Annotated in this window: 17 protein-coding genes and 1 tRNA gene; 11 read left to right on the forward strand and 7 right to left on the reverse strand. The window is 64.7% G+C overall.

The genetic code is table 11. From position 1 onward, the window contains the following. Positions 1-32 precede the first annotated feature (32 nt). Positions 33-2,366 (reverse strand): ATP-binding protein, encoded by a 2,334-nt coding sequence (locus ACFC0O_RS11965; protein WP_375956385.1) that lies wholly within the window; start codon positions 2,364-2,366, stop codon positions 33-35. 115 nt (positions 2,367-2,481) lie between these two features. Here ACFC0O_RS11965 and ACFC0O_RS11970 point away from each other — a divergent pair, with 115 nt between their 5' ends. Both ACFC0O_RS11970 and ACFC0O_RS11975 read left to right on the forward strand, forming a co-directional pair. Next, on the forward strand, positions 2,482-4,422 hold the full coding sequence (locus ACFC0O_RS11970) for a PP2C family protein-serine/threonine phosphatase (protein ID WP_375956389.1): 1,941 nt from the start codon (positions 2,482-2,484) through the stop codon (positions 4,420-4,422). Continuing rightward, positions 4,401-4,817, forward strand: coding sequence for a response regulator (locus ACFC0O_RS11975; RefSeq protein ID WP_375956392.1), 417 nt, complete (start codon positions 4,401-4,403; stop codon positions 4,815-4,817). Before ACFC0O_RS11970 ends, ACFC0O_RS11975 begins: the two co-directional genes overlap by 22 nt. A 129-nt stretch (positions 4,818-4,946) precedes the next feature. On the opposite strand, the gene ACFC0O_RS11980 is transcribed toward ACFC0O_RS11975, so the two are convergent. Further along, a complete protein-coding gene (locus tag ACFC0O_RS11980; protein ID WP_375956395.1) occupies positions 4,947-5,333 on the reverse strand; it encodes a hypothetical protein in 387 nt (128 codons plus the stop codon). Positions 5,334-6,135: 802 nt separating this feature from the next. Further along, positions 6,136-6,336 (reverse strand): hypothetical protein, encoded by a 201-nt coding sequence (locus ACFC0O_RS11985; protein WP_375956398.1) that lies wholly within the window; start codon positions 6,334-6,336, stop codon positions 6,136-6,138. Between the two features lie 640 nt (positions 6,337-6,976). On the opposite strand from ACFC0O_RS11985, the gene ACFC0O_RS11990 reads away from it, so the two are divergent. After that, entirely contained in the window at positions 6,977-7,339 is a 363-nt protein-coding gene (locus ACFC0O_RS11990) for a hypothetical protein (RefSeq protein ID WP_375956401.1), read from the forward strand. A 517-nt stretch (positions 7,340-7,856) separates the two neighbouring features. Here ACFC0O_RS11990 and ACFC0O_RS11995 read toward each other — a convergent pair. Beyond that, positions 7,857-8,834: a helix-turn-helix transcriptional regulator gene (locus ACFC0O_RS11995; protein WP_375956403.1), complete on the reverse strand. Its 978-nt coding sequence runs from the start codon at positions 8,832-8,834 to the stop codon at positions 7,857-7,859. 61 nt (positions 8,835-8,895) lie between these two features. Between ACFC0O_RS11995 and ACFC0O_RS12000 the strand changes: the two genes are divergently transcribed. After that, positions 8,896-11,142, forward strand: a complete 2,247-nt coding sequence (locus ACFC0O_RS12000) for an ATP-binding cassette domain-containing protein (protein WP_375956406.1) — start codon at positions 8,896-8,898, stop codon at positions 11,140-11,142. Positions 11,143-11,237: 95 nt separating this feature from the next. Here the strand turns inward: ACFC0O_RS12000 and ACFC0O_RS12005 are convergent, their stop codons facing one another. Next, a complete protein-coding gene (locus ACFC0O_RS12005) occupies positions 11,238-11,624 on the reverse strand; it encodes a hypothetical protein (protein ID WP_375956409.1) in 387 nt (128 codons plus the stop codon). A 531-nt stretch (positions 11,625-12,155) separates the two neighbouring features. On the opposite strand from ACFC0O_RS12005, the gene ACFC0O_RS12010 reads away from it, so the two are divergent. Beyond that, entirely contained in the window at positions 12,156-12,773 is a 618-nt protein-coding gene (locus tag ACFC0O_RS12010) for an HAD-IA family hydrolase (RefSeq protein WP_375956411.1), read from the forward strand. 771 nt (positions 12,774-13,544) lie between these two features. Continuing rightward, positions 13,545-14,543: a CapA family protein gene (locus ACFC0O_RS12015; protein ID WP_375956414.1), complete on the forward strand. Its 999-nt coding sequence runs from the start codon at positions 13,545-13,547 to the stop codon at positions 14,541-14,543. 183 nt (positions 14,544-14,726) lie between these two features. Here ACFC0O_RS12015 and ACFC0O_RS12020 read toward each other — a convergent pair whose 3' ends face one another. After that, the gene (locus tag ACFC0O_RS12020; RefSeq protein WP_375956417.1) at positions 14,727-15,596 is read right to left on the reverse strand and encodes a patatin-like phospholipase family protein; all 870 of its coding nucleotides are present in this window, start codon (positions 15,594-15,596) and stop codon (positions 14,727-14,729) included. Positions 15,597-15,898: 302 nt separating this feature from the next. Here ACFC0O_RS12020 and ACFC0O_RS12025 point away from each other — a divergent pair. Both ACFC0O_RS12025 and ACFC0O_RS12030 read left to right on the forward strand, forming a co-directional pair. Then, positions 15,899-15,970: transfer RNA gene (locus tag ACFC0O_RS12025), tRNA-Val, on the forward strand. A 263-nt stretch (positions 15,971-16,233) separates the two neighbouring features. Next, positions 16,234-16,656 carry a hypothetical protein gene (locus ACFC0O_RS12030; protein WP_375956420.1) on the forward strand — a complete coding sequence of 141 codons (423 nt, stop codon included), beginning with the start codon at positions 16,234-16,236 and terminating at the stop codon, positions 16,654-16,656. Positions 16,657-16,706: 50 nt separating this feature from the next. Here the strand turns inward: ACFC0O_RS12030 and ACFC0O_RS12035 are convergent, their stop codons facing one another. Further along, the gene (locus ACFC0O_RS12035) at positions 16,707-17,738 is read right to left on the reverse strand and encodes a mechanosensitive ion channel family protein (protein WP_375956423.1); all 1,032 of its coding nucleotides are present in this window, start codon (positions 17,736-17,738) and stop codon (positions 16,707-16,709) included. Between the two features lie 627 nt (positions 17,739-18,365). Between ACFC0O_RS12035 and ACFC0O_RS12040 the strand changes: the two genes are divergently transcribed. The 3 genes from ACFC0O_RS12040 to ACFC0O_RS12050 all read left to right on the forward strand — a co-directional run bounded on the left by ACFC0O_RS12040 (position 18,366) and on the right by ACFC0O_RS12050 (position 19,985). Further along, a complete protein-coding gene (locus ACFC0O_RS12040; RefSeq protein ID WP_375956426.1) occupies positions 18,366-18,914 on the forward strand; it encodes a roadblock/LC7 domain-containing protein in 549 nt (182 codons plus the stop codon). 31 nt (positions 18,915-18,945) lie between these two features. Further along, positions 18,946-19,317 carry a hypothetical protein gene (locus tag ACFC0O_RS12045; protein ID WP_375956428.1) on the forward strand — a complete coding sequence of 124 codons (372 nt, stop codon included), beginning with the start codon at positions 18,946-18,948 and terminating at the stop codon, positions 19,315-19,317. Positions 19,318-19,427: 110 nt separating this feature from the next. Continuing rightward, complete coding sequence (locus tag ACFC0O_RS12050; RefSeq protein WP_375956431.1) at positions 19,428-19,985, forward strand: hypothetical protein; 558 nt, start codon at positions 19,428-19,430, stop codon at positions 19,983-19,985. Positions 19,986-20,053 lie beyond the last annotated feature (68 nt).

Raw genomic sequence — 20,053 nt, forward strand, 5'->3', positions numbered from 1 at the left:
GGATGGCTCGTGCGGCTAATGCCTGTCGGCGTCTAGGGGCGCTCTTGGTGCGATAAGCCCTGGTCAGGCTCTGCGGTGAGGGTGAACCACACCGTGGTGCCGACCCCCGGGGTGGAGTCAAGCCAGAGCCTGCCGCCGTGGCGGTTGATGATGCGGTCCACGATTGCCAGGCCCGCTCCGTGCCCGCCGCCGTGCGTGCCGCGCGGATGGAGTCGCCGGAACAGCCGCAGCGCGTCCTGCTGATCAGTGCCGGGAATCCCGATGCCGTTATCGGCGACGAAAAAGGCGTTAATGCCTGAACTCTGCGTGACCGCGCCCACGGCGACCTCGCGCGGCTCCTCCTCGCGCGCGTACTTGGCGGCGTTGACCAGCAGGTTGATCAACACTTCCTGCAGGCGGTCCGGGTCGGCGCTCAGCATGATGCCCGGCTCGGGCAGGGTCAGCGTGACACCCTGCTCGTCGAGCCGGGCCCCGGCGATTTCCAGGGCCCGATCGGTCGCCTGGCGCAGATCGATCTCTTCGCGATGCAGTTCGGCGCGGCCGAGCTGGGCGAAATGCAGCAGTGAATTGATCAGCTCATCCATGCGTTTGGCGAGTCCGCGGATGGTGTCGAGCCGTCGCACAGTGACCGGGTCCAAGGTGTCGGCGACGTCCTCGGTGATGAACGTGGCCGAGTTCGCGATCCCGCGCAGGGGTTCTTTGAGTTCGTGCGCGGCGACGTGGGCGAAGGTGTGCAAATCATTGTTGACCCGGCTCAGCTCGGTGTTGAGTGCGGCCAGACGCGCGCTCTGGCGCGCCATCACCTCGGTGACCGCATGCCCGAACTCCTCGGCCACGGCCACATCGGCCGTGGTCCACGGCACACTGTGCCCGCGCACGATCGCGCGATACACCGCCGAAGAGCCACGCGGAGTGAGCCGTTCACCGTGCGGGCCCAGGCGCACCGGAGCCGCCGGATCCGTCGCCCAGGTGCGCGCGGTGTGCCGCTCCCGGCGCAGCCACACGATCAGGTCCTCCGAGCCGCCGACCCCGAGTGCGAGCGCACCGCAGACCGCCGGTGCCAGCGCCTCCAGCTCCGGAGCCTGCGCGCCGAGAAAGTCGCTGCTCCATACCCTTCCAGCATCCAGCGAAGGCAGATGCCGGCGCAGCACGGCCAGCTCCTCGTTCGTGACCAGTTCGGGCGAACCGGTGACCAGCGTCGTCTCCCCGTCGATGTACAGCGCCACGGCGGCGGCGTCGACCAGCTCGCCGAGTAGCCGTCCGTTGCCGGTCACCGAGGCGGTGATATCGGCGTCGAGCGCGGTGACCAAGCGGGACAGGGCTTGGCGGGCGCGCTGGCGGGCCAGGGCGGACTCCGCGTCCTGCAAGGCTGCCAGTTGCAGCGACAGCATGACACCGAAAAGCTCACAGGCCGCGCGGATCTCGGGCGAGAGTCGCCGGGGAGTGAGTCCGTGACAGGCGATGAGCCCCCACAGTCGGCCCTCGCGCAACAGCGACACCGACATCGAGGAGGCCACGTCGATATTGCGCAGATACTCGAGATGGAAGCCCGATACCGTGCGCAGCGTGGAATCCGACAGATCCAATGGCTGTCCGGTGTGCGCCAGCAGCGGCGGTATCAGCGCCGCGGTCGCATCGTCGACATCGCCGATGACCCGAATCCAGTTGCGCTCGTAGAGTGTTCGCGCCTGCGGGGGGATGTCGGTGGCCGGAAACCACAGCCCGAGCCACGGGTCGAGCTGATCGGACACCGATTCCGCGATCACCTCGCCGGGGCCGTCGCGTCCTTCGAAGCGGTAGGCCACGACCCGGTCATACCCGGTCAGTGCCCGGATCTCGGCGACCGCGGTCGAGCACACATCGAGCACGCCCTGTCCGCTCTGCAGCCGGGTCAGCGTGGCGCGCAGACTCGGATAGAACCGCGAGAAGGTGAACGGGCGGCCCGTGGACGCGGGTTCGAATTCCAGCACCCGATACTGATCGGATCGGTAGACGGTGACGTCGAATTCGGTGCCCTGAACGCTGAGCACCGTCACGCCGCGGTCACCGGTGGGCGCGGCCAGCGTCGAGTCCACCGCGGCCATGCCGTCGGTGCCGATCACCGCCACGATCGGCGAGCCCACCAGCTCCTCGGGCGAAACACCCAGTACCGCTGCGCAATTGGCGCTCGCGACGGTGACGACACCGGTGTCGTCCAGGGCGAGCAGAGCGCCATAGGACTGGATGCCGCCGAGCTGGTGGATCGGCTCGTTCAGACATATCGACAGATCGAAACTCGGCCCGGCCGCCGCCTCGGCCAGACGCACCCGTTCCTCGGGCAGCCAGGCGTCGTCGCCGGCAGCGCGGTCCTCGGGTGGTCGATTCACAGGCATACCTCCCGGCGCAGGCGGCCCGGGTCGCAAGCCGCACGATCACGATCTCGTCGCGGACCCTACAGTAGGGGCGGGCGTCCCCGACTCCCGGAAGGGAGCGTGAGGTCGTATGCAGCAGTTACCGTGGTCGGCTCAACTGCATGAATGGTGGTCGACCCTGGCCGAGTCCGCGGACCCCACCGCGGAAATGCTGACCGGCCTGCGGGATCGGCCGGAGGTGGCAACGGCCTTCAGCATCGGCGGCCCGCAGGCCATGGCGCAGCTGTGGGCAGACGGTGACGGAACGCACAGGCTCGCAGCGGAATCGGCCGCGCGACTGCTCGACGCGGCCGCGGACACCGACCTTCTCGAACTGCCTCCGGACCAGCTGCGCGACCTCATGGCAGGGCACGACGGCGACCAATTCGCCACGGGCACAACCGATTACGCCGTGCTCGCCTCCTACCGCCGGGCCGACGGCACCCGCGCGGTGATCGGGGTGATCACCGCCGCACCCATCGGCTCCGGCGTCGTCAGCGCGCTGCGGCAGGTGCGCGATATCGCCGCGGCCGCCGACAGTGGGCGGGCCGAGCGCGAGATGCGGGTCGCGCGGCAGGTGCAGGACGCGATCTTGGCCGAGGCGTCCTTGCGGATGAGCTCCTCGCTCGATATCGATGACACGTTGCGCGCCATCGTGCGCATGGTGGTGCCTGCCATCGCCGATGGCGCGGCGGTGCATATCGAGCGCAACGGCCGCATGGAGCCGGTCGCGGTGGCGCACGTCGATGCCCGCCGGGAATCGCGGCTGGCGGCGTATCTGCGTGAAGGCCGTTGGGCGGGAAGCGTTTCCGAGCACGGGCAGCAGGGAGGTGCACAGGATTCGGCGCTGCCGCGGCCCGCTGCTCTCCCCGAGGACGCCAACCTGGACACCATGGCCACGATGGTGCTGCGCGCGCACGGCCGCGAGGTGGGCCTGCTGAGTGTGTTCCACCGGCACGGCTCATCGCGGACCGTGGCGGCGGAGTTCCTGCACAACCTCGCCGGGCGCGCGGCGCTGGCCGTGGACAATGCCGCGCTGCACGATCGGCAGCGCCGCGACATGCTGCTGTTGCAACAGCATCTGCTTCCCGCCACCCTGCCGATCGTCGATGGACTCGATATCGCCTCGTCCTATCAGGTTGCCGAGGACACGTTGGAGGTCGGTGGTGACTTCTACGGTGCGGTCATCGCGCCCGACGCCCGCCTGCACGCGCTGATCGGTGACGTGTGCGGTCGTGGCGCGGCCGCGGCGGCGCTGACGGGACTGGCTCGCCATACGGTGGAGACGCTGCTCACCGAGGGGCACAGCGTCGAACAGGCATTGCACGCGCTCAACGCGAAGATGGTGCACGAGAAGATCAGCCGCTTCCTCACCATGGCGGTGGCGAGCCTGAGTGTCGATTCGGACGGCGGAAACGAGTGCCGGGCAGAGCTTTTCGCCGCGGGCCATCCCCGGCCGATGGTGCTGCGGCGCGACGGGGGAGTCGAGGAGGCCGACTGCTCCGGCAAGCTCGTCGGCTATCTGCCCGAGCTCTCCCTCAAACCCGCCACGGTTCGGTTGCGGCCCGGAGACAGCATCCTGCTCTACACCGATGGGCTGTCCGAGGCGCGCGATGACGCCCGGCGGTTCTTCGAACCCGAACTTGCCGCGACGTTGACCGGTCTGCGCGAACTGCCGCCCGCTGACCTGGCCAGGGCACTGACCGACGGGGTCGGCCGATTCCGCGTCCACGACGATGCGGCCGTGCTGATCCTGCGCTATCTCGGGCGGGTCGCCTTCGATGCCCGTGTCGCGACGTCCGACGCGCTCGACCTCGCGGTGGAGGCGGTCTCCGCATTGCGGACCGGTGCGGAGAATCAGTCAGTGCCAAGGGAATTCGAGAATCGGTTGCTCGAATGGCTGGCCGAGGGCATCGACACGGTACATCTGCGGGTCTGCGGCGACGCCGCGTGGACCCGCCTGGACATCACCCCGGCTGGACCGGAAGCGGCGGAGAACGGAGCCTCGGCATGGACCGAACTGATCAGCTGATCGAGCACCCCGTGCTGCTCGTGGAGGACAGCGACGAGGATCGCGAGGCTATCGAACGCGCCCTGCACGCCTCCCATCCCCACCTGCGCCTGGAATTCGTGACCGACGGCGCATCCGCACTGACCCGCCTGCGTGACCACACTCAGCCGCGCCCGAGGCTGGTATTCCTCGACCTCAATATGCCGGGCATCAGCGGATTGAGTGTGCTGCAACAGATTCGGGCCGATGCCGACCTGACCGGCCTGACCGTGGTGGTGTTCACCTCCTCGACCACCGCCGAGGACATCGACCGTTGCTATGCCGCCGGAGCGGACAGCTACATCTACAAACCGGTCGACTTCGCGCTGTTCCGGACCGTGCTGCAGGGCGCGATGGACTATTGGACGGCCCCCTGAGTGTGGCCCTCGGGTCCGACGAAGGTCACCTGCGCGGGCGAACGAATCGACCGAGAGAGCGGAGGACTCTCGGGCCACGGGCGAGAGAGAGTGCTACCTATCGCCCGTGGCCGTGCGAACGTCTCGGGATCAGCTGACGAGGCAGGAGCTGCCGAGGTTGGTGCCGGTGCCGACTTCGATTGTCGCCCACTGGGATCCGTTGTAGGACCAGGCTTGGACGTAGTGGGTGCCGGTGACCGTCGGGGTCCACGTCGAGGTGCTGGTGCCGGTGGCGTCGAGGGTGAACTGCTGCGGGGTGAAGGTGGAGGTGGCGCTGTCGTAGAGCCAGATGGATTCGTTCGCGCTGCCCTTGACGGTGACCTTGTAGGAGCAGCCGGTGCCGTATTTGCCGCCGCTGGTGGAGGTTACGGTCACGCTGGTGACGTAGGCCGAGGCCTGCGGTGCGGTACACAGCAGTGCCGCGGCCGCCGCCGTGAGTGTGGTGGCGACGACCGCCGACCGCCGAGACTTGAACATTGCCGATCATCTCCCTGTGGACAGACGCATGTGCGCACCGCGAACGGTGCGTGCGCACAGTGTCGCCGCTCCACCGATGCGACACGCCGGTATTTCAAATGTGATTCGACGCTCGACGGCGTGCCGCCCGTGCGGCTCCAGGTCGAGGTATCCCGGGCACTGCCCGGACCGTGGGTCCGGCTCCGACATGCTCACGCGCACATACCGAGTCGAGACTCTGAATCGACCCTCTCGGTAAGCACCTATCTGGTGAACCAGTCAGGATGCTTCTCGGCTTCGGCCTGGAGCTTGTCGAGTCGCCCCGCGAACAGTTTCGTGTACCCGCACTGCAGGCAAACGACCGCGGTCAAGGGCGATAGCGGTGAGCCGAAATAGGCGCGGCGGGCGGGGTGTATTCCGATGCTGTGCTCGGCCTTCAGGTTGAGATTGCCGATCTGAGGGCCACCGCACAACTCGCAGGGAGGAAGGGTCGGCCCAGGCGTCGGATCTGTCATATCCGGCATCATCGCCGATAATCTCCCCACGCGCCCGTGCGGGCCGCCAGCGCCGTCGAGACCACGACTGTTCGAAGGCGGATCCGCCGCGCCATCTGTGGCTGCTCGCGAGCTCTGGGCACGCTATTACAGCTGCGCACCGGTGCCGAAAATCAATCCGCCGCAAGGCATTCCAGCTACAAGATCACGTCCTGCCACCGAATCCCGCTCCCGCGCCGACACAGACCCGCAACTGAACGCGCTCTCATTCCGCGACCGGCTGTTCGGAGTCGGGTGGTGGGGTCGGGCCCGCGGAGCATCTGTAACGCTCAGGTGTAGACGTTGAGACCGTATTCGCCGTGCGGCAAGGTGAAATCGTTCGGACGTTCCACTCTCAGGCGGTCATAACGAACGTGGAACTCGTCGATGGCCTCGCGCAGGCTGCAGTTCGATTCGGCCCGGATGGCTATCAGCGCCTGGACCACATGCTCGGCCACAATCAGCTCGTCGATCGAGGTCTTGTCGTTCATCCGTGCAGTGTCGCGGGTGCGCCGCGAGATCGGCAACCAGAATTCGCGCAGCCTTGTCGCGCGCGGGAGCGGCAAACATCCTGATCTGCCGCATCCCGCCCGGGCCGATCAGACCTACCGCGTGCCTTAATGTCAACAGGCCCTTGGCTTCTGGTAGTTGTCGGCAAGGTTGGATGGAGCGCGTGGACAAATATGAATGGGCCGAGGCACATCGCAGCGCTATCGCTTTGTATGAAGGACATGATCGAATTCGATTTCCCAGGGGCAGAGTGGATCGGTGTGCTGAACGGGCGTTTACACGAGTCGTTGTGATACCGGTGCGATGTCCCAAAAGCAGTTTCGGCCAGCCCGCTGACCCCGGCAGGCCAGTGCGGGTGAGTCGAAGTTCAACCGGGCCAGCCGATCTGGGTTCGGGGGAACGTCCCCAACTGCCGCATGGCGCGCGGTTCGAACCGGCCGAGTAGCCCGGCCGAAGGTCAACGCGCCGAGATCATCTCGGCCTCAGCGACGCACCATCGTGCCGAATGCCGAGAAGCGGCATGTAATGCGGGTGACCGAACTTGCACCTACGCGTTTCCGCCAGGAAGATCAGCCAGTGGACGAACTTGATTGTTGCTCGACTTCGCGGGAGATGCCCTGTGTGACAGTCGGTATCGGCATCACGCGGTCACAGGACGCCTTCTTCGTCCGCGGAGAGCTAGCTCGCTGGTTCGTCATCGTCTACGCCGTATACGACGTCGAGCGGGGATGGGTCGACGTCGAGGGGCCCGAGGTCAATGCAGGGCTCTTCTGGACCCTCGAGTCCATCCTCGCCAACAGCCTCGATGCATGGCAACTGCACACCGTGAACCTGCACTGGGAGCTGGACGCCGCCACTCGAGCCGAAGCTGAACGACTGAATCTGACCCTACCGTCGCACGTTCACATGCTGCCTGAGCCAGACCCCCCACCTTGGCGCGACCCCGCAAATTGGATAATCCCCTTCGACGACCCGCCGTTCTGACGAGCGCGTGAACCTCTCGACGGCCGGAACCATCACGCATCCGCCCATGCCGCGACCCGCGCGTCGGTCGGCTGTCCAAACCGGTTGGCGGACAGCAGCTTCCCCACGCGCCATCATGCCGAATAATCGTGAATCCCTCCGAAGGCATCATGCCGACGGCACAGTGGTCGCATGAGTCGTACAGAACCCCAACGCCCAGTGTGTGTGACGTGTCAGGCACCCATGACACCGATCAAGTACGGCTTCCTCTCGCACTCCGCAATGCTGGATTACATGCGCGGCAATATCATTCGGGGTGGGTGCAGTATCGAGGGTGATCCACCGAGTTGGGGGTGCAGGGCATGTGATGTCAACGATTCCGACGGACATCCGAGTTTCGTCCGTTGGCAAGACTGACGGTCTTCGCAGCCTTCGACAGCCCATGCCCTGTCGCTGAACTGGACCTGATCCTGGCCGGGATCCGATCCTGACACCGGTCTCTTACCAGCCGCAACCCGAGGGCGACGTCGTCTGTTCACTATGTGGGCCGATACTCAGCGGCCCGGTTCAGTCGTTGGGCGAGTTGGGCTGCGTGATCGCGGAACTCGACGGGCTCTTCGATAGCGAATTCCGCGCCGATCAATCCGACCTGGAGAATCAGCCAGTGGAACGAATCCACCTGGACGATCAGGCGGCAGCGGTTCGGCCCCCGGGACTCGATCTCGCAGTCCTGGAATTTGAGCGCGTCCGCGACGGCGGCGGCGGAGGTCTCGATGGTGACGACCGCGCGGTGGCGGCTGGCGCTCAACCCCGCACGCAGATACTCCGCGCCCGACCGGGCCGGTAGCGGGCGCGGGGTGAAATGGCTTGCGGTAGGCGCGATCTCGTCGATGCGATCGAGGCGGAAGGTACGCCAGTCGGCCGCCCGTACGTCCCAGGCCAGCAGATACCAACGCAGGTGGAGGTAGATCGTGCGGTACGGCTCGACCCGGCGGTGGGAGGTGTGTCCGTCTCGGTCGAGGTAGGTGAAGGTGAGGTATTCGTGCCGGGCCGCCGCGGTGCCGAGGATGGCCAGCGCGTCGGGTCGCACCGCCGGTGCGTTCTGTGGTGCGGCCTCCACAGTGTCGCGCAGCGCGACCACGGCCGGTCGCAGGCGGTGCGGCAGGAATTGGTCGAGTTTGCCGAAGGCGCGGTCGGCCGCGGGGGCGAATCCGTTGCCGTCTACGGGTTCTCGCGGTGCCGTGGCACCGAGCAGGGTGAGGCCGACCAGTGTGGCGACCGCTTCGTCGTCGTCGAGTACCAGCGGCGGCAGGGTCTGGCCGGCGGCAAGTCGATAGAAGCCGCTGGGCCCGGGCTGTGTCGACACCGGGTAGCCGTACTCGCGCAGCCGTTCCACATCGCGGCGCAGCGTGCGCGGGCTGGTTTCGAGCCGAGCGGCCAGTTCCTTTCCGCTGAACCGCCGCCCCGTCTGGAGCTGGGCCAGCAGTTCGAGCGTACGACGGGTCACATCGGCCATATCTCCATCATGGCGCTAATTGCGGTCAAGATCCGGCCACATCTGTCGATAGCGTCGAAGAATGACCACATTCGAGCAACACCGCTCTGTCCGCATCCGTGGCGCCCGCACGAACAATCTGCGCCGGATCGACCTCGATGTGCCGCGCAATAGCCTCGTTGTCTTCGTCGGGGTCTCCGGATCGGGGAAGTCGTCGCTGGTGTTCGACACCATCGCGGCCGAAGCCGGATATCAGGTGAACGAGAACTACCCCCCGTTCGTGCGCAATCGGCTACCACGCTGGACTCGGCCGGAGGTGGATCACATCGAGGGTTTGTCGCCGGTGGTGGTGATCGACCAGCGACGACTCGGCGCCAATGCCCGCTCCACCGTCGGCACCATCACCGATGCGTACAGCTATCTGCGCCTGCTGTTCTCGCGGATCAGCACCCCGCAGGTGGGGGAGTCGAACCACTTCTCGTTCAATGATCCGGCCGGAATGTGCCCGGCCTGTTCGGGATTGGGACACACGATGTCCACTGCTGTGGAGCGTGTACTGGATCTGGACAGGTCACTGGAACAGGGAGCGATCGTGCTGCCGGGCTTCGGCAACGGACAGTACTGGTACCGGCAGTACGCCGACATCGGCTCATTCGACACGACCACTCCACTGCGCGAGTGGACCGAGTCCGAACGACAAGCGCTGCTGTACGGAGGAACAGCGGCGACACGGCTGAGCACCCGTCCCCCGCGGGACTACGAGGGGGTCATCGAGCGGTTCGAACGGATCTACGTGCACACCGCGGACAATCTCTCCGAACGTAAGCAGACCGTGCTACGGAAGTTCACCCATACCCGGTCGTGTCCGGACTGCGGTGGCGATCGGTTGAACGCCGCCGCCCGCTCGGCCCGGGTGCTGGGCCGCACCATCGTCGAGATGAGCGGCACGGAGATCGCCGAACTCGCCGAAGTGGTTGCGGGCGTTACGGATCCGAGTGTCGCACCGGTGGTGGCGGCCCTGCGCGAGCGACTCATCGCGCTCACCGACATCGGACTCGGCTACCTGTCGCTGGCCCGTCCCACCGGTACCCTGTCCGGCGGTGAAGCACAGCGCATCAAGACAGTGCGGCATCTCGGCAGCAGCCTCGTGGAAATGCTGTACGTCTTCGACGAGCCCACCATGGGTCTGCATCCGCACGATGTCCGATCACTGACCGGGATGCTGAAACAGTTGCGGGACAAGGGCAATACCGTGCTGGTCGTCGAGCACGATCCCGACATCATGCGTATCGCCGACCGGATCGTGGAAATCGGGCCGGGAGCGGGGACCGCCGGCGGTGAGGTGATATTCGAGGGACCGTTCGACGCGCTGCGCACCGCCGACACCCCCACCGGGCGTGGATTGCGAGAATGCCGCACCCGACGCGAACACCGCACTCCCACCGGCAAACTGCGGATCGACAACGCCACGCGAAACAATCTGCGCGGGCTCACCGTCGATATTCCCACCGGGGTGTTGACGGTGCTGACCGGGGTCGCCGGATCCGGGAAGTCCAGTCTGGTAGCGGAATTGACCGATCGGCATCCCGCCACCATCGTCGATCAACGTCCGCTCACCACCAATCGGCGCTCGACGCCGATCACCTATGCCGGTATCGCGCCCGCTGTCCGGCGGCTGTTCGCCTCCCGCAATGGCGTGAGTCCCGCTCTGTTCAGCGCGAATTCGGCGGGGGCCTGCCCCACGTGTAAAGGGCTCGGTGTGAGCTATACCGATCTGGCCTTCATGGACGGCCAGGAAACGGTGTGCGAGACCTGCGGCGGACGGCGCTTCACCCAGGAGGTACTCCGGTACACGGTGGACGGTCTGACCATCGCAGATATCGACGACCTCACCATCACCGATGCCGCCGCGCGCCTGCGGGAACCGGGTATCGCCGGACCGCTGCGACGGATCGCGGAAGTCGGCCTGGGCTACCTGCGCCTCGGCCAGTCGCTGACCACGCTCTCCGGCGGCGAATGCCAGCGGCTCAAGATCGGCAAGGAACTGACCCGCACCGCCGACAACACCCTCTACATCCTCGATGAACCGACCACCGGCCTGCACCTGTCCGATATCGACATCCTGCTCGAGCTCCTCGGCACGCTCGTCGACAAGGGCAACACCATGGTGGTCATCGAGCACAACCTCGATGTCATCCGCCAGGCCGACCACATCATCGATCTCGGACCCGGGCCTGGACGCCATGGTGGACGACTCGTGTTCGAGGGCACACCCGAAGAGCTCGCCACGTGTCCGGACTCGAAAACCGGTCGCGCTCTGCAGCATTGACGATATGTAAGAGGTCGCGATGAACCACAATGACGATGAGCCGCCGGTGTGCGTTGGTGGCCAGCCCGCAACAGCCTCTGCCGCTCCGCGAGTAGTCAACGACGAAGACGTGAAAACCACCGTCGGCGAGGCTGTCCGGGACCGACCTCGCTGATCGCCTGTGTACCACTGGCTGATCGGACAACCGGCGTCGGGATTCGGAAAACGCCTCCGCTGGTTGCCCTCTGACGTTCTTCCCACAGCACGAACGCCTGTGAATAGATCGACTTGACTCGCTCGATCTCCACAGGGGTTGGCTTGCGGTGTTCCGCTTCCAAATCCGCGCGCAGGAGGTTCAATTCGTCGTACAGCACCCTAATCGGACCCTCGACTCGAGCCCGGCCATCGGACCGGGATCGTTCGGTCTCGATCACAAAAGCTTCGTGGCGCAGACGCGATACCTCGGTGACCACACTGGATCCGCCGAGATGGGCGGCGATCACGATGTCGCCGCTGGCTCGCTCGAACTCTCCGGTGTCAAGGTTGAGGATGTACCCGAAGATGCCGCCGTCGTGCGGATCCTGTTCGAGCCAGCCAGTGCGGTTGTAGTACTAGAAATACAAGGGGAATTCAGACAATCGGTAACCCTTCCCGAACGACCAGAGGCAGCGAATCCGGTGTGTACGACCCACACCCCAACTCGGATCCGCTGTGAAGATCATCGCCGAACCAATTCGCGATGCCGCGCTGACCTAACCGGCGAGCGTTGTGTGATGGAACATCAACTGGCTGTGGCGATCCGAGGCTGCGGAACGCACGCTACTGCCGAATCCGGGAAGTATTCGTACTGCTCCGCCCGCGGTCGCGGCGCTGGCACCGATCGAGAACTACTGCCCTACAGCGGTTCTCGCTTCACTCGCCCGGACTATCCGCTGTGCAGCAGAAGCTGACAAGTCGCGGCGATATGGGTCGCGTGTGATGATCATGAAACCGATGCGAGGCAGCATCGGGGCAACGTCGAGGAGATCATCACCATGGCCGCACCGGCCTACGACGCCGTGCTTTGCGACATCGATGGCGTGCTGCGACTCTGGCCGCCCGCCGACGACATCGAACGCGGCAACCAACTTGCCGTAGGCACACTCGCCGCAACGGCATTCGCCCCCGATCGCTTGCGCCCGGCCATCACCGGCCAAATCACCGATGAACAATGGCGGGCAGCAGTCGCAGCCGATATTGCCCACACCTGCGGATCAATGTCGCGCGCGCACGCTGCGGTAAACGAATGGTCGAAATTGGAACCGCGCATCAACGACGACGCGGTCGCACTCCTACGCCGGGCTGGCGAAGCCGTGACTATTGCACTGGTATCCAACGGAACCACACGGCTGGAACAGGACTTGACCCGGCAAGGCTTGAACGAACTGGCATACATTCTGATCAACACCGCCCGAATCGGATACGCCAAACCAGACCCCCATGTGTATCGGATTACAAGCGAGCAGATCGGTGTACCTCTTCACCGCTGCCTGTTCATCGATGACACCGAGATCAACGTTGCGACTGCACGGGACCTCGGCATGATCGCGGTGCACTACCGGCAATTGGACGATCTTCGCAATGCCCTCCACGATCTACCAGTCATCCCGTAGGCGACCGTCAGCCGACCGACCAGACCCAAGGGACTGGCCGCACTGCTATCGAAACATCCAGTACTGCTGCGCGGCGCGATTGGAAGATCAACTGGCCGTCGCGATCCGAGGTCGTGAAAAGGCACGCGACTGCCGAATTCAGTGCGTCAATGTATGGGACGGCATCGGGCTAGCATGGCGCGCGTGTGGTTCAAGAAGTACGTGATCGTTTTCGGGGTGCTGTTGGTGTTGTCCGGCGGGTTGTGGGTGTTCGGTAAGTGGGTGGAGAATCCCGCCTTGTTCGACTTCTCGGACTGTTCGGGGGCCTACTGCCCGCCGGAGGTGTACCAGTCGATTGCGGCGCAACCGACCGTGACGACGGGGCCGGATGGGCGGGGTTACGATGCGGCTTCATCGGTTTCGTGTTGTCGATGATCTGCGATTTTCTGCATGCTGGACAGACCTTCGTCGGGATCTGTGGTCACTTGGGCACCCCAGGGACTTCTGCCACCCTGTTGTAGTTGTGGGCCTTCGACGTTCCGGTGCGATCCGGTTGGAAACCCGTCCGAAAAACTGCTCCCTACAGGCTGGCGCACGCGAGCGCTGTCACCCGTCAGCGGTGGGAACGAGCCGGTGTGCTCGGGCGGGAAGGAACTGTTGTGCGGGTCAAAGCAGCCGCGCGGCAGAGCCGAAGATCAACGCGCCGAGGCGATCTCGGCGGTAGAATGCACTGAACTGCCGAATGCCTCGCACCGGATGCGAGTTGGAAGCCGTTGTGGTGGCGTTGTGCTTATGAAGGGGATTTTCGGGGGCGATGTCAATATCCAGCTGCGCGCTGAGCCAGCGGATGCGTTCGTTGGGATTCGAGATGTGTTGGCGAAGGCCGACTTTCGGTTCGTCAATTTGGAAGGCCCGCTCTGCGGACAGGGTCTCGCGGTTGCGCACAAGCCGAACTGGACACACGCCGATCCCGCGATGGTGGATGCGTTGACCTGGGCTGGGATTGATGTCGTCTCGTGCGCGAACAACGTCACCTTCCCGGCCGCTGCGGTGGTGACGAGCCTGCAGGTGCTCGATCGCGCCGGGATCGCGCATTGCGGTGCCGGGCATGATCTTGCCGCGGCTCGCCGACCGGCGGTGTTGCAGCGCGAGGGCAAATCCGTTGCCTTTCAGGCGTATTCCTCGATCTGCTGGCCGTTCGAGCACGCGGCCACCGCGACCGCCCCCGGGATTGTGCCCATGCGGGCGGTGACTTCGTATATTCCTGATCCTCGGGTCGCCGAGGTCCCCGGCGCTGCGCCGACGGTGATCACCACACCCTTCGCCGACGAACTGCAGGCACTGGTCGCCGATGTCGAGAACGCCCGCAAGGACCACGACCATGTCGTGGTCTCGGTGCATTGGGGCGTTCCCGGTACAGCAATTGCCAACTACCAGTACGCCGTTGCGCACGCAGCCGTCCGAGCAGGCGCCGACATCGTGATCGGGCACGGCCCGCATTCGATTCAACCGGTGGAGGTCTACCGCGGGCGACCGATCTTCTACAGCCTGGGCAACCTCGTGTTCGATTGGCCGGTCATGCACAATCGCCACATGGAGGGACTGCTGGTCGAATACGATTTCGACGGCACAGTCACGATCATCCCGACGGCCCGCGACGGTCACAACACCGCGCAACCGCTCGACGGAGACCCTGCGATCGATCTTCTGGAGAACCTGGCTGCGATATCGGCCCCCTTGGGCACGACCATCACTCGCGACGGCAACTATGGAGTACTCAGGCTGTCATAGCCGCGTCCGAAGAGCAGGCCAACCAAACCGCACTCTCTTGCCGCGACCAGGCGTTGGTCGCTGTCCAAACCGGCTGTCCGACAGCAGCTTCCCAATGCGTGCAGGCCGAATGCAGCGCCCTGGCGGTATTTCCTCGGAAACGCTGGGGGCTTGTACCAAAGCAATTGAAACGCGCTGTGGTAGCTACCAACCCGCGTCGATCAACCGCTGCGCCAGGTCGTCGGCTTGGCGAACGCCCGCGCGGAATGCCTCCGGCCAGCTCACAGCGAGGTCCGGTTTGGTTGCGAAGGCGTTGAATACATCGATCGTGGCTGCGTCGGGGCAGAACCGCACGACGGCAGAGGTCATCGTGCTGGCGAGTTCGGCCTGAACCTGTTCGGGCGGAAAGCGGTTCGCCAGTGGCTCGACGACCAGAACGATATCGGAGTCCGCAGCGAGATCGGCGTTGGTCGGCGACCAGAACCCGCCGTCGATGTAGTAGCGGTCTGCGACGGCGACAGGCGGGAACAGGCCGGGAATGGAGCGGCTCGCGGTGACAGCGGTGGCCAAGGGCACGCCGCTGTCCCAGACCTGGCGATGACCAGTGTCCGCGTTTACCGCGACAATCCGCAGCCGGTGGTCCGGCCAGTCGTTTCCGCCGAGTAGCCACTGCATCGGTGCGATATGCGCCGGTTGTGCCGGGGCTTCGGCCATCGCCAAGCGTCCCACCTTGCGCGCTGCCACCTCGCGATCCGATGTTCGATCGAACAGTGCCGAGAACGACGCGGCGACCAGCTCGGGCTTAACCACCACCTGCGGCGGTTTCGGGCTACCGGGGGGATATGGATTATCGGCAAACGAGAACAGGTCCAGCCCTGTCAGGAGCGCGGCACCGATGATCGCGCCCGCGGACGTGCCGACCACTGAATCGGCCACTCCCAAATCGATTCCGCGGTGGCGCAATTCAGCGGCCAAACCCGCCATCCACGCGCTTCCGATCACGCCGCCCCCACCCAAAACAAGTGAACGTCGCACAGTATTTTCAGACGTCGACTCGACACTGGCACTCCCCATGTCGCGATCTTAGGGGATAAGGCACTCGATGGCTCGGCTTCGTTCAACCCGTGCTGTCGAGCCGCGAAAAAGGCACAGAAACAATGGAAGTCGGCATTCAGCAATGGTCGGCTGCGGAGTCAATGCATTGGCATGCCGCATCCCGCGCGGTTCGATGCGCCCACATGCCAGAGATGGAAGATCAACGGGCTGAAAGCATCTCGTAATTCGACCGGCGCCCGACCGGCCAGTGCGAAGGCCGGAAGATGAACGCCCCGTGACGATCTCGAACTCTTGCCTGCGTCTGTATGCTGGTCCACGGCCATGGAGTAGATCAGCGGTAGATCACCAACACGACACGTGGGAGGGCGCGGGTTCGAGTCCCGCCTCCATGGCCCCAGACTGCAAATGTGCTGATATGCCTGCGGGCTCGGACGGTCATCGCTCGATACGGCTTTCGGGAGTCGTATCGGCGCGCAACTGACCATCACATCGTCGGCTTTGGGACGCCTGCCTTCCACCGCCTGCGCTACCCCACAACGGTCGATCGCCGTCGATTTCGTCTGGCAGGAAGCATTTTCAATAGCTAGTGAAACGAATCGGCATCCGGGAACGGTATCCCGGGCGGTCGGAACAACGTAGAGAAAGAGCTCGCTATATGAAAAGCCGTCGCATCCTCGGTGTTGCCGCTGCCACTGCACTGTTCACCACCGCCCTCGGGTTCAGCGCGTCGACCGCGAATGCGCGGGAGCTGGCGCAAGGGGTGTCCTGCGATGGGTTCACCTGCCAGAACGACACCGACGTCGCCTATCGCGTCGAGTCCATCGTGACCTGCTGGGCGCCGACAGGCGTGCCTGCCATGTCGTCGACCGCGGCAACCACTTACGTCCGAGCTCACGACACGGCTCGGGTGATCGCGGCATGTCCCACGATCATCATGCCGGGTGAGTTCGAGCAGCAGCCGCCGAGGCTGCAGCCCGACGGCGGTTTCACGACCGAACCGCCGGTCTGGAAGCCGGGCCGAGTTGTCGCCGGCCTTCCCTTCTCCGCCGACCACATCAGCGCTGTCGTTGCCGAGTAGTGCCCAGCGCCTGAACCGTTCCCGGTTCACATCCCGCCATTAGGTGGGATCTAGTTCGTCACGGTGGTGGTTCTGGTGCGCGGGATGGCTTCGGGAAGGCTGGTAGATATCCAGTGCTGCAGGTCTTCTCGCATGGTCGCGAGCAATTGTGCGGCGGTGGCGGGTGAGGCGGCGGTGGCTTCGAAGTGCAAGCGCAGCATGACCATTCCGGGATCCTGGTCGACGATCGACAGTGACCATTCGTCGCCGTCCCAGTGCGGGTTCTCGGCGATCCTGGTGCCGAACCATTCGCGGACCTTCGCTACCGGGGTGGCGGGGTCGACGTTGACGTAGATGTCGGCTTTGACGCCGGGGCTTCGGCGGGTCCAGTTCTCGAATGGTTCGGTGGTGAACATCGTGACGGGCACGACCATGCGCCGGTAGTCGAGCAGTCGCAGCACCACATAGGTGAGGGTGATCTCTTCGACGGTGCCGCGTTGGTCGTGGATGACGACCATGTCCCCGATCCGCACCACATCGCCGAACGCGATCTGCAGGCCGGCGAACAGGCTCGCCAGCGTCCGCTGGGCGGCGATACCGACCACGAGGCTCAGCAGGCTCACCGAAGCGAACAAACTGGTGGCCATCGGCCGGGTCGCGGGGAAATCGAGCAGCGCGAACGCGAGTGTGGCCAGCCACACCACCGCGATTCCTACCGTCCGGAAGACGCTGAGCTGGGTGCGTATGCGTTGCATCCGTTGCTCATCATCGCCGTTGCGGCGCCCCAAACGCACCGCCACGATCGCGATGAGCACTCCGATCGCGGACACCCCGACCCAGCCCACCGCGACATACATCGCCACATCGAGCACGGTCCCCAGCACGGGCAGCGACGGCACTACCGCCGCGTACGCGCGCATGGTCACCACGAACACCAGCACCACGATCGGAGTGCGGCATTCACCGAGGCGCGTCATGACCTCGGCGTCGATGTGACCTCGGGCCGCGCGACGTTCGGTGTACCGCCGCAGCGCCCACCCCGCGAACAAGGTCAGCACGACGATCGCGGTCGCCACGACGAGATGAACAACGACTTCGCTCAATCCTGCTCCGTTCGTCGGTCCGGCAACGCTCATTATTTCGAGCCCGATGTCCGGATCTCGAAGTGCCGCGCCGGGTATGCCTTCCGGAATCGGAGCCGCTGCAGGCCGCCGTGCACGCGCAGTGTGGCGAATCCGGTCCTTGGGTGTTCGGTCTGCGACACCGGGACGTGGCTGGAGTCATGATCGCCGCGAGGCGTCGTACACGGCTGGTTTCGCGTGCCGGGTCCGCGTAGGGGATCCGTGGAGGGTGGTCTCTGGCCGCGCCACGGCATAGCTCACGCGTACCGGTCAGGATTTGCTGTGAGGCGATGGGCGAGGGCGGAAGTCACCCACCGTTATTCGATGCGCTCGCGCCCGATCTGGATTTGTAGCTCCACATTCGCCATCGCCCCGCTATGCTGTAAGTACGTAGCAAGGGTAGCGAAAAGGTCAGTGCCCCAAGGGTACTGACCGGTGTCGAGTTGCCGGTCCAGGTTGCTGGAACGGTCCGTAAGCGTGCTGCGTCGATCCCTCCGAATCCTGGATTCGGGCGAACAAATGTCGTGTAGCGCATGAATAGCACAGCGAGCCAAGAGGATTCGCTCTGCGCAGATACGGTTGCGGCCGAGCTGGTCCCATCGGCAAAGCGTGTGGTGTCGAAATGGTCGGCGTCGGTCGTGGCGGGCAGATGATCTGGAGAACAATCCAGGAAGGGGCGATCGTTTGCACTCTCACCAGGAGCCGCCGACCAGTGAAATAGAACTCCGACTATCCGAGCTACGTCAGTGCCTTCCGTATCTGATCGGCTCGGTGGTGGCATCGAGCGATGGTCTGCTGATCGCCAGCGATTTACCCGAGTCGATCGAACCCACCGGTATCGCCGCCCTGGCGGCCGCGCAGCTGTCGCTATCGCTGACCTTCGTCGCGACGACCCACGGTGCGGACCTGCACGAGGTCGTCATCGACAGTGGCGCCGGGCATGTGGTCGTGTATTCCGCAGGTCCGACCGCGATGCTGACCGTTGTGACCGCCGCCGACGCGGTGCTGGGACGGGTGCATCTGGAGGCGCGTCCGGTGGCGGGAGCGATCGCGGATCTGCTGGCCCCGTCCGTTGGTTCGACAGAAACAGTGATGACCGGTGCCGGTTTCGCGTTGTCGTCCAACGGGTCCCGATCGAATGTCCCGAAAACCTATTGAGCCGCAACGCAATACGGGAGAGAGGCGAGCGATGTCGAACCTGGATGTGGCATTGAAGGACATGATGAACATCGACGGTGTGCTGGGCGCGGCGGTCGTCGACTGCACCAGCGGAATGGCCCTCGGCACAGCCGGAGGGTCGCGGTCGCTGGATCTTCAGATCGGCGCGGCCGGCAGCACCGAGGTGATGAGAGCCAAGATCCGCACAATCGAACAGCTGGGCCTCAACGACGGGATCGAGGACATCCTGATCACGTTATCGGGGCAGTATCACATTCTGCGCCCGCTGAGTGCCCAGCGTTCCACGGGCCTGTTCCTCTACCTGGCGCTGGATCGTGTGCGCGCCAATCTGGCTCTCGCACGCCATCATCTGCGCAAGATCGGCGATGAACTCGAGATCTGACCAGGCTTCCCTCGATCCGATGAAGGCATCGTGAGGTCGGGTTGGCGCACGGCTTGTGGTCCAGTGGTGGTGAGCGGGTTATCCCGCGATGTAGTGGCTAGGCTGCGAGAGTGTGGCCTTTTGCTGATGAAGAGTCCTTCTGGGCCTGGGCGGCCGACACTGACGCGGAGTTGATGGAGCAGGATGAGGATCTACTGCTCCACGACCCGGCGGGGCTGCCGTTATTGGTGACTGCCGCAGCGGATGCTGAGTGCCCGAAGCGGAGTTACTGCGCCTGGGTCCTGCACGACTACTCCCGGCGAATCATGGGATGGCAAGTCGCGCAGGAGTATTCAGCCTTGCGCGCCGCCGCTGATCTGGCGTCGAGCAGTGGCGATGTGTGGGTGCGGTGGTGGTCGGAGTATGTGGGGCGGATGTTCTCCTACCTCACCGATGTTCGGCCCGTGAACCGAGCCGCGGCGGAGCGGATGGCGACAGATCTACTTGCCGGTCCAGCCGGCAACCTGGTGATTCAGCTCGCTGCGGGCCAAATGCATTGGCAATGTGCTGAATCCGGCCACTACCCGTCATACCTGTATATCAACCGACGCAGCGGTGAGTACCGGATGACGCGGCCGCACCCGTTATCCAGACAAGAACTCGGGGCACTTTATCGCCGAGGATCCTGACTACACCGAAAAGGGTTGTGCGAGAGCTTGTCGCAGTAGTGAGCAAGTTCGGCGTAATGACTGGCGGC

Origin of the sequence: Nocardia sp. NPDC056100 (genome assembly GCF_042266325.1) — a bacterium.
GTDB lineage: Bacteria > Actinomycetota > Actinomycetes > Mycobacteriales > Mycobacteriaceae > Nocardia.

Bases quoted from the DNA above. Each gene is read 5' to 3' on its own strand.
- ACFC0O_RS11970 (WP_375956389.1), top strand. From the start codon at position 2,482: ATGCAGCAGTTACCGTGGTCGGCTCAACTGCATGAATGGTGGTCGACC.
- ACFC0O_RS12000 (WP_375956406.1), top strand. From the start codon at position 8,896: ATGACCACATTCGAGCAACACCGCTCTGTCCGCATCCGTGGCGCCCGC.
- ACFC0O_RS11995 (WP_375956403.1), bottom strand. From the start codon at position 8,834: ATGGCCGATGTGACCCGTCGTACGCTCGAACTGCTGGCCCAGCTCCAG.
- ACFC0O_RS12010 (WP_375956411.1), top strand. From the start codon at position 12,156: ATGGCCGCACCGGCCTACGACGCCGTGCTTTGCGACATCGATGGCGTG.
- ACFC0O_RS11975 (WP_375956392.1), top strand. From the start codon at position 4,401: ATGGACCGAACTGATCAGCTGATCGAGCACCCCGTGCTGCTCGTGGAG.
- ACFC0O_RS11985 (WP_375956398.1), bottom strand. From the start codon at position 6,336: ATGAACGACAAGACCTCGATCGACGAGCTGATTGTGGCCGAGCATGTG.
- ACFC0O_RS12030 (WP_375956420.1), top strand. From the start codon at position 16,234: ATGAAAAGCCGTCGCATCCTCGGTGTTGCCGCTGCCACTGCACTGTTC.
- ACFC0O_RS12045 (WP_375956428.1), top strand. From the start codon at position 18,946: ATGTCGAACCTGGATGTGGCATTGAAGGACATGATGAACATCGACGGT.
- ACFC0O_RS12020 (WP_375956417.1), bottom strand. From the start codon at position 15,596: ATGGGGAGTGCCAGTGTCGAGTCGACGTCTGAAAATACTGTGCGACGT.
- ACFC0O_RS12015 (WP_375956414.1), top strand. From the start codon at position 13,545: ATGAAGGGGATTTTCGGGGGCGATGTCAATATCCAGCTGCGCGCTGAG.
- ACFC0O_RS11980 (WP_375956395.1), bottom strand. From the start codon at position 5,333: ATGTTCAAGTCTCGGCGGTCGGCGGTCGTCGCCACCACACTCACGGCG.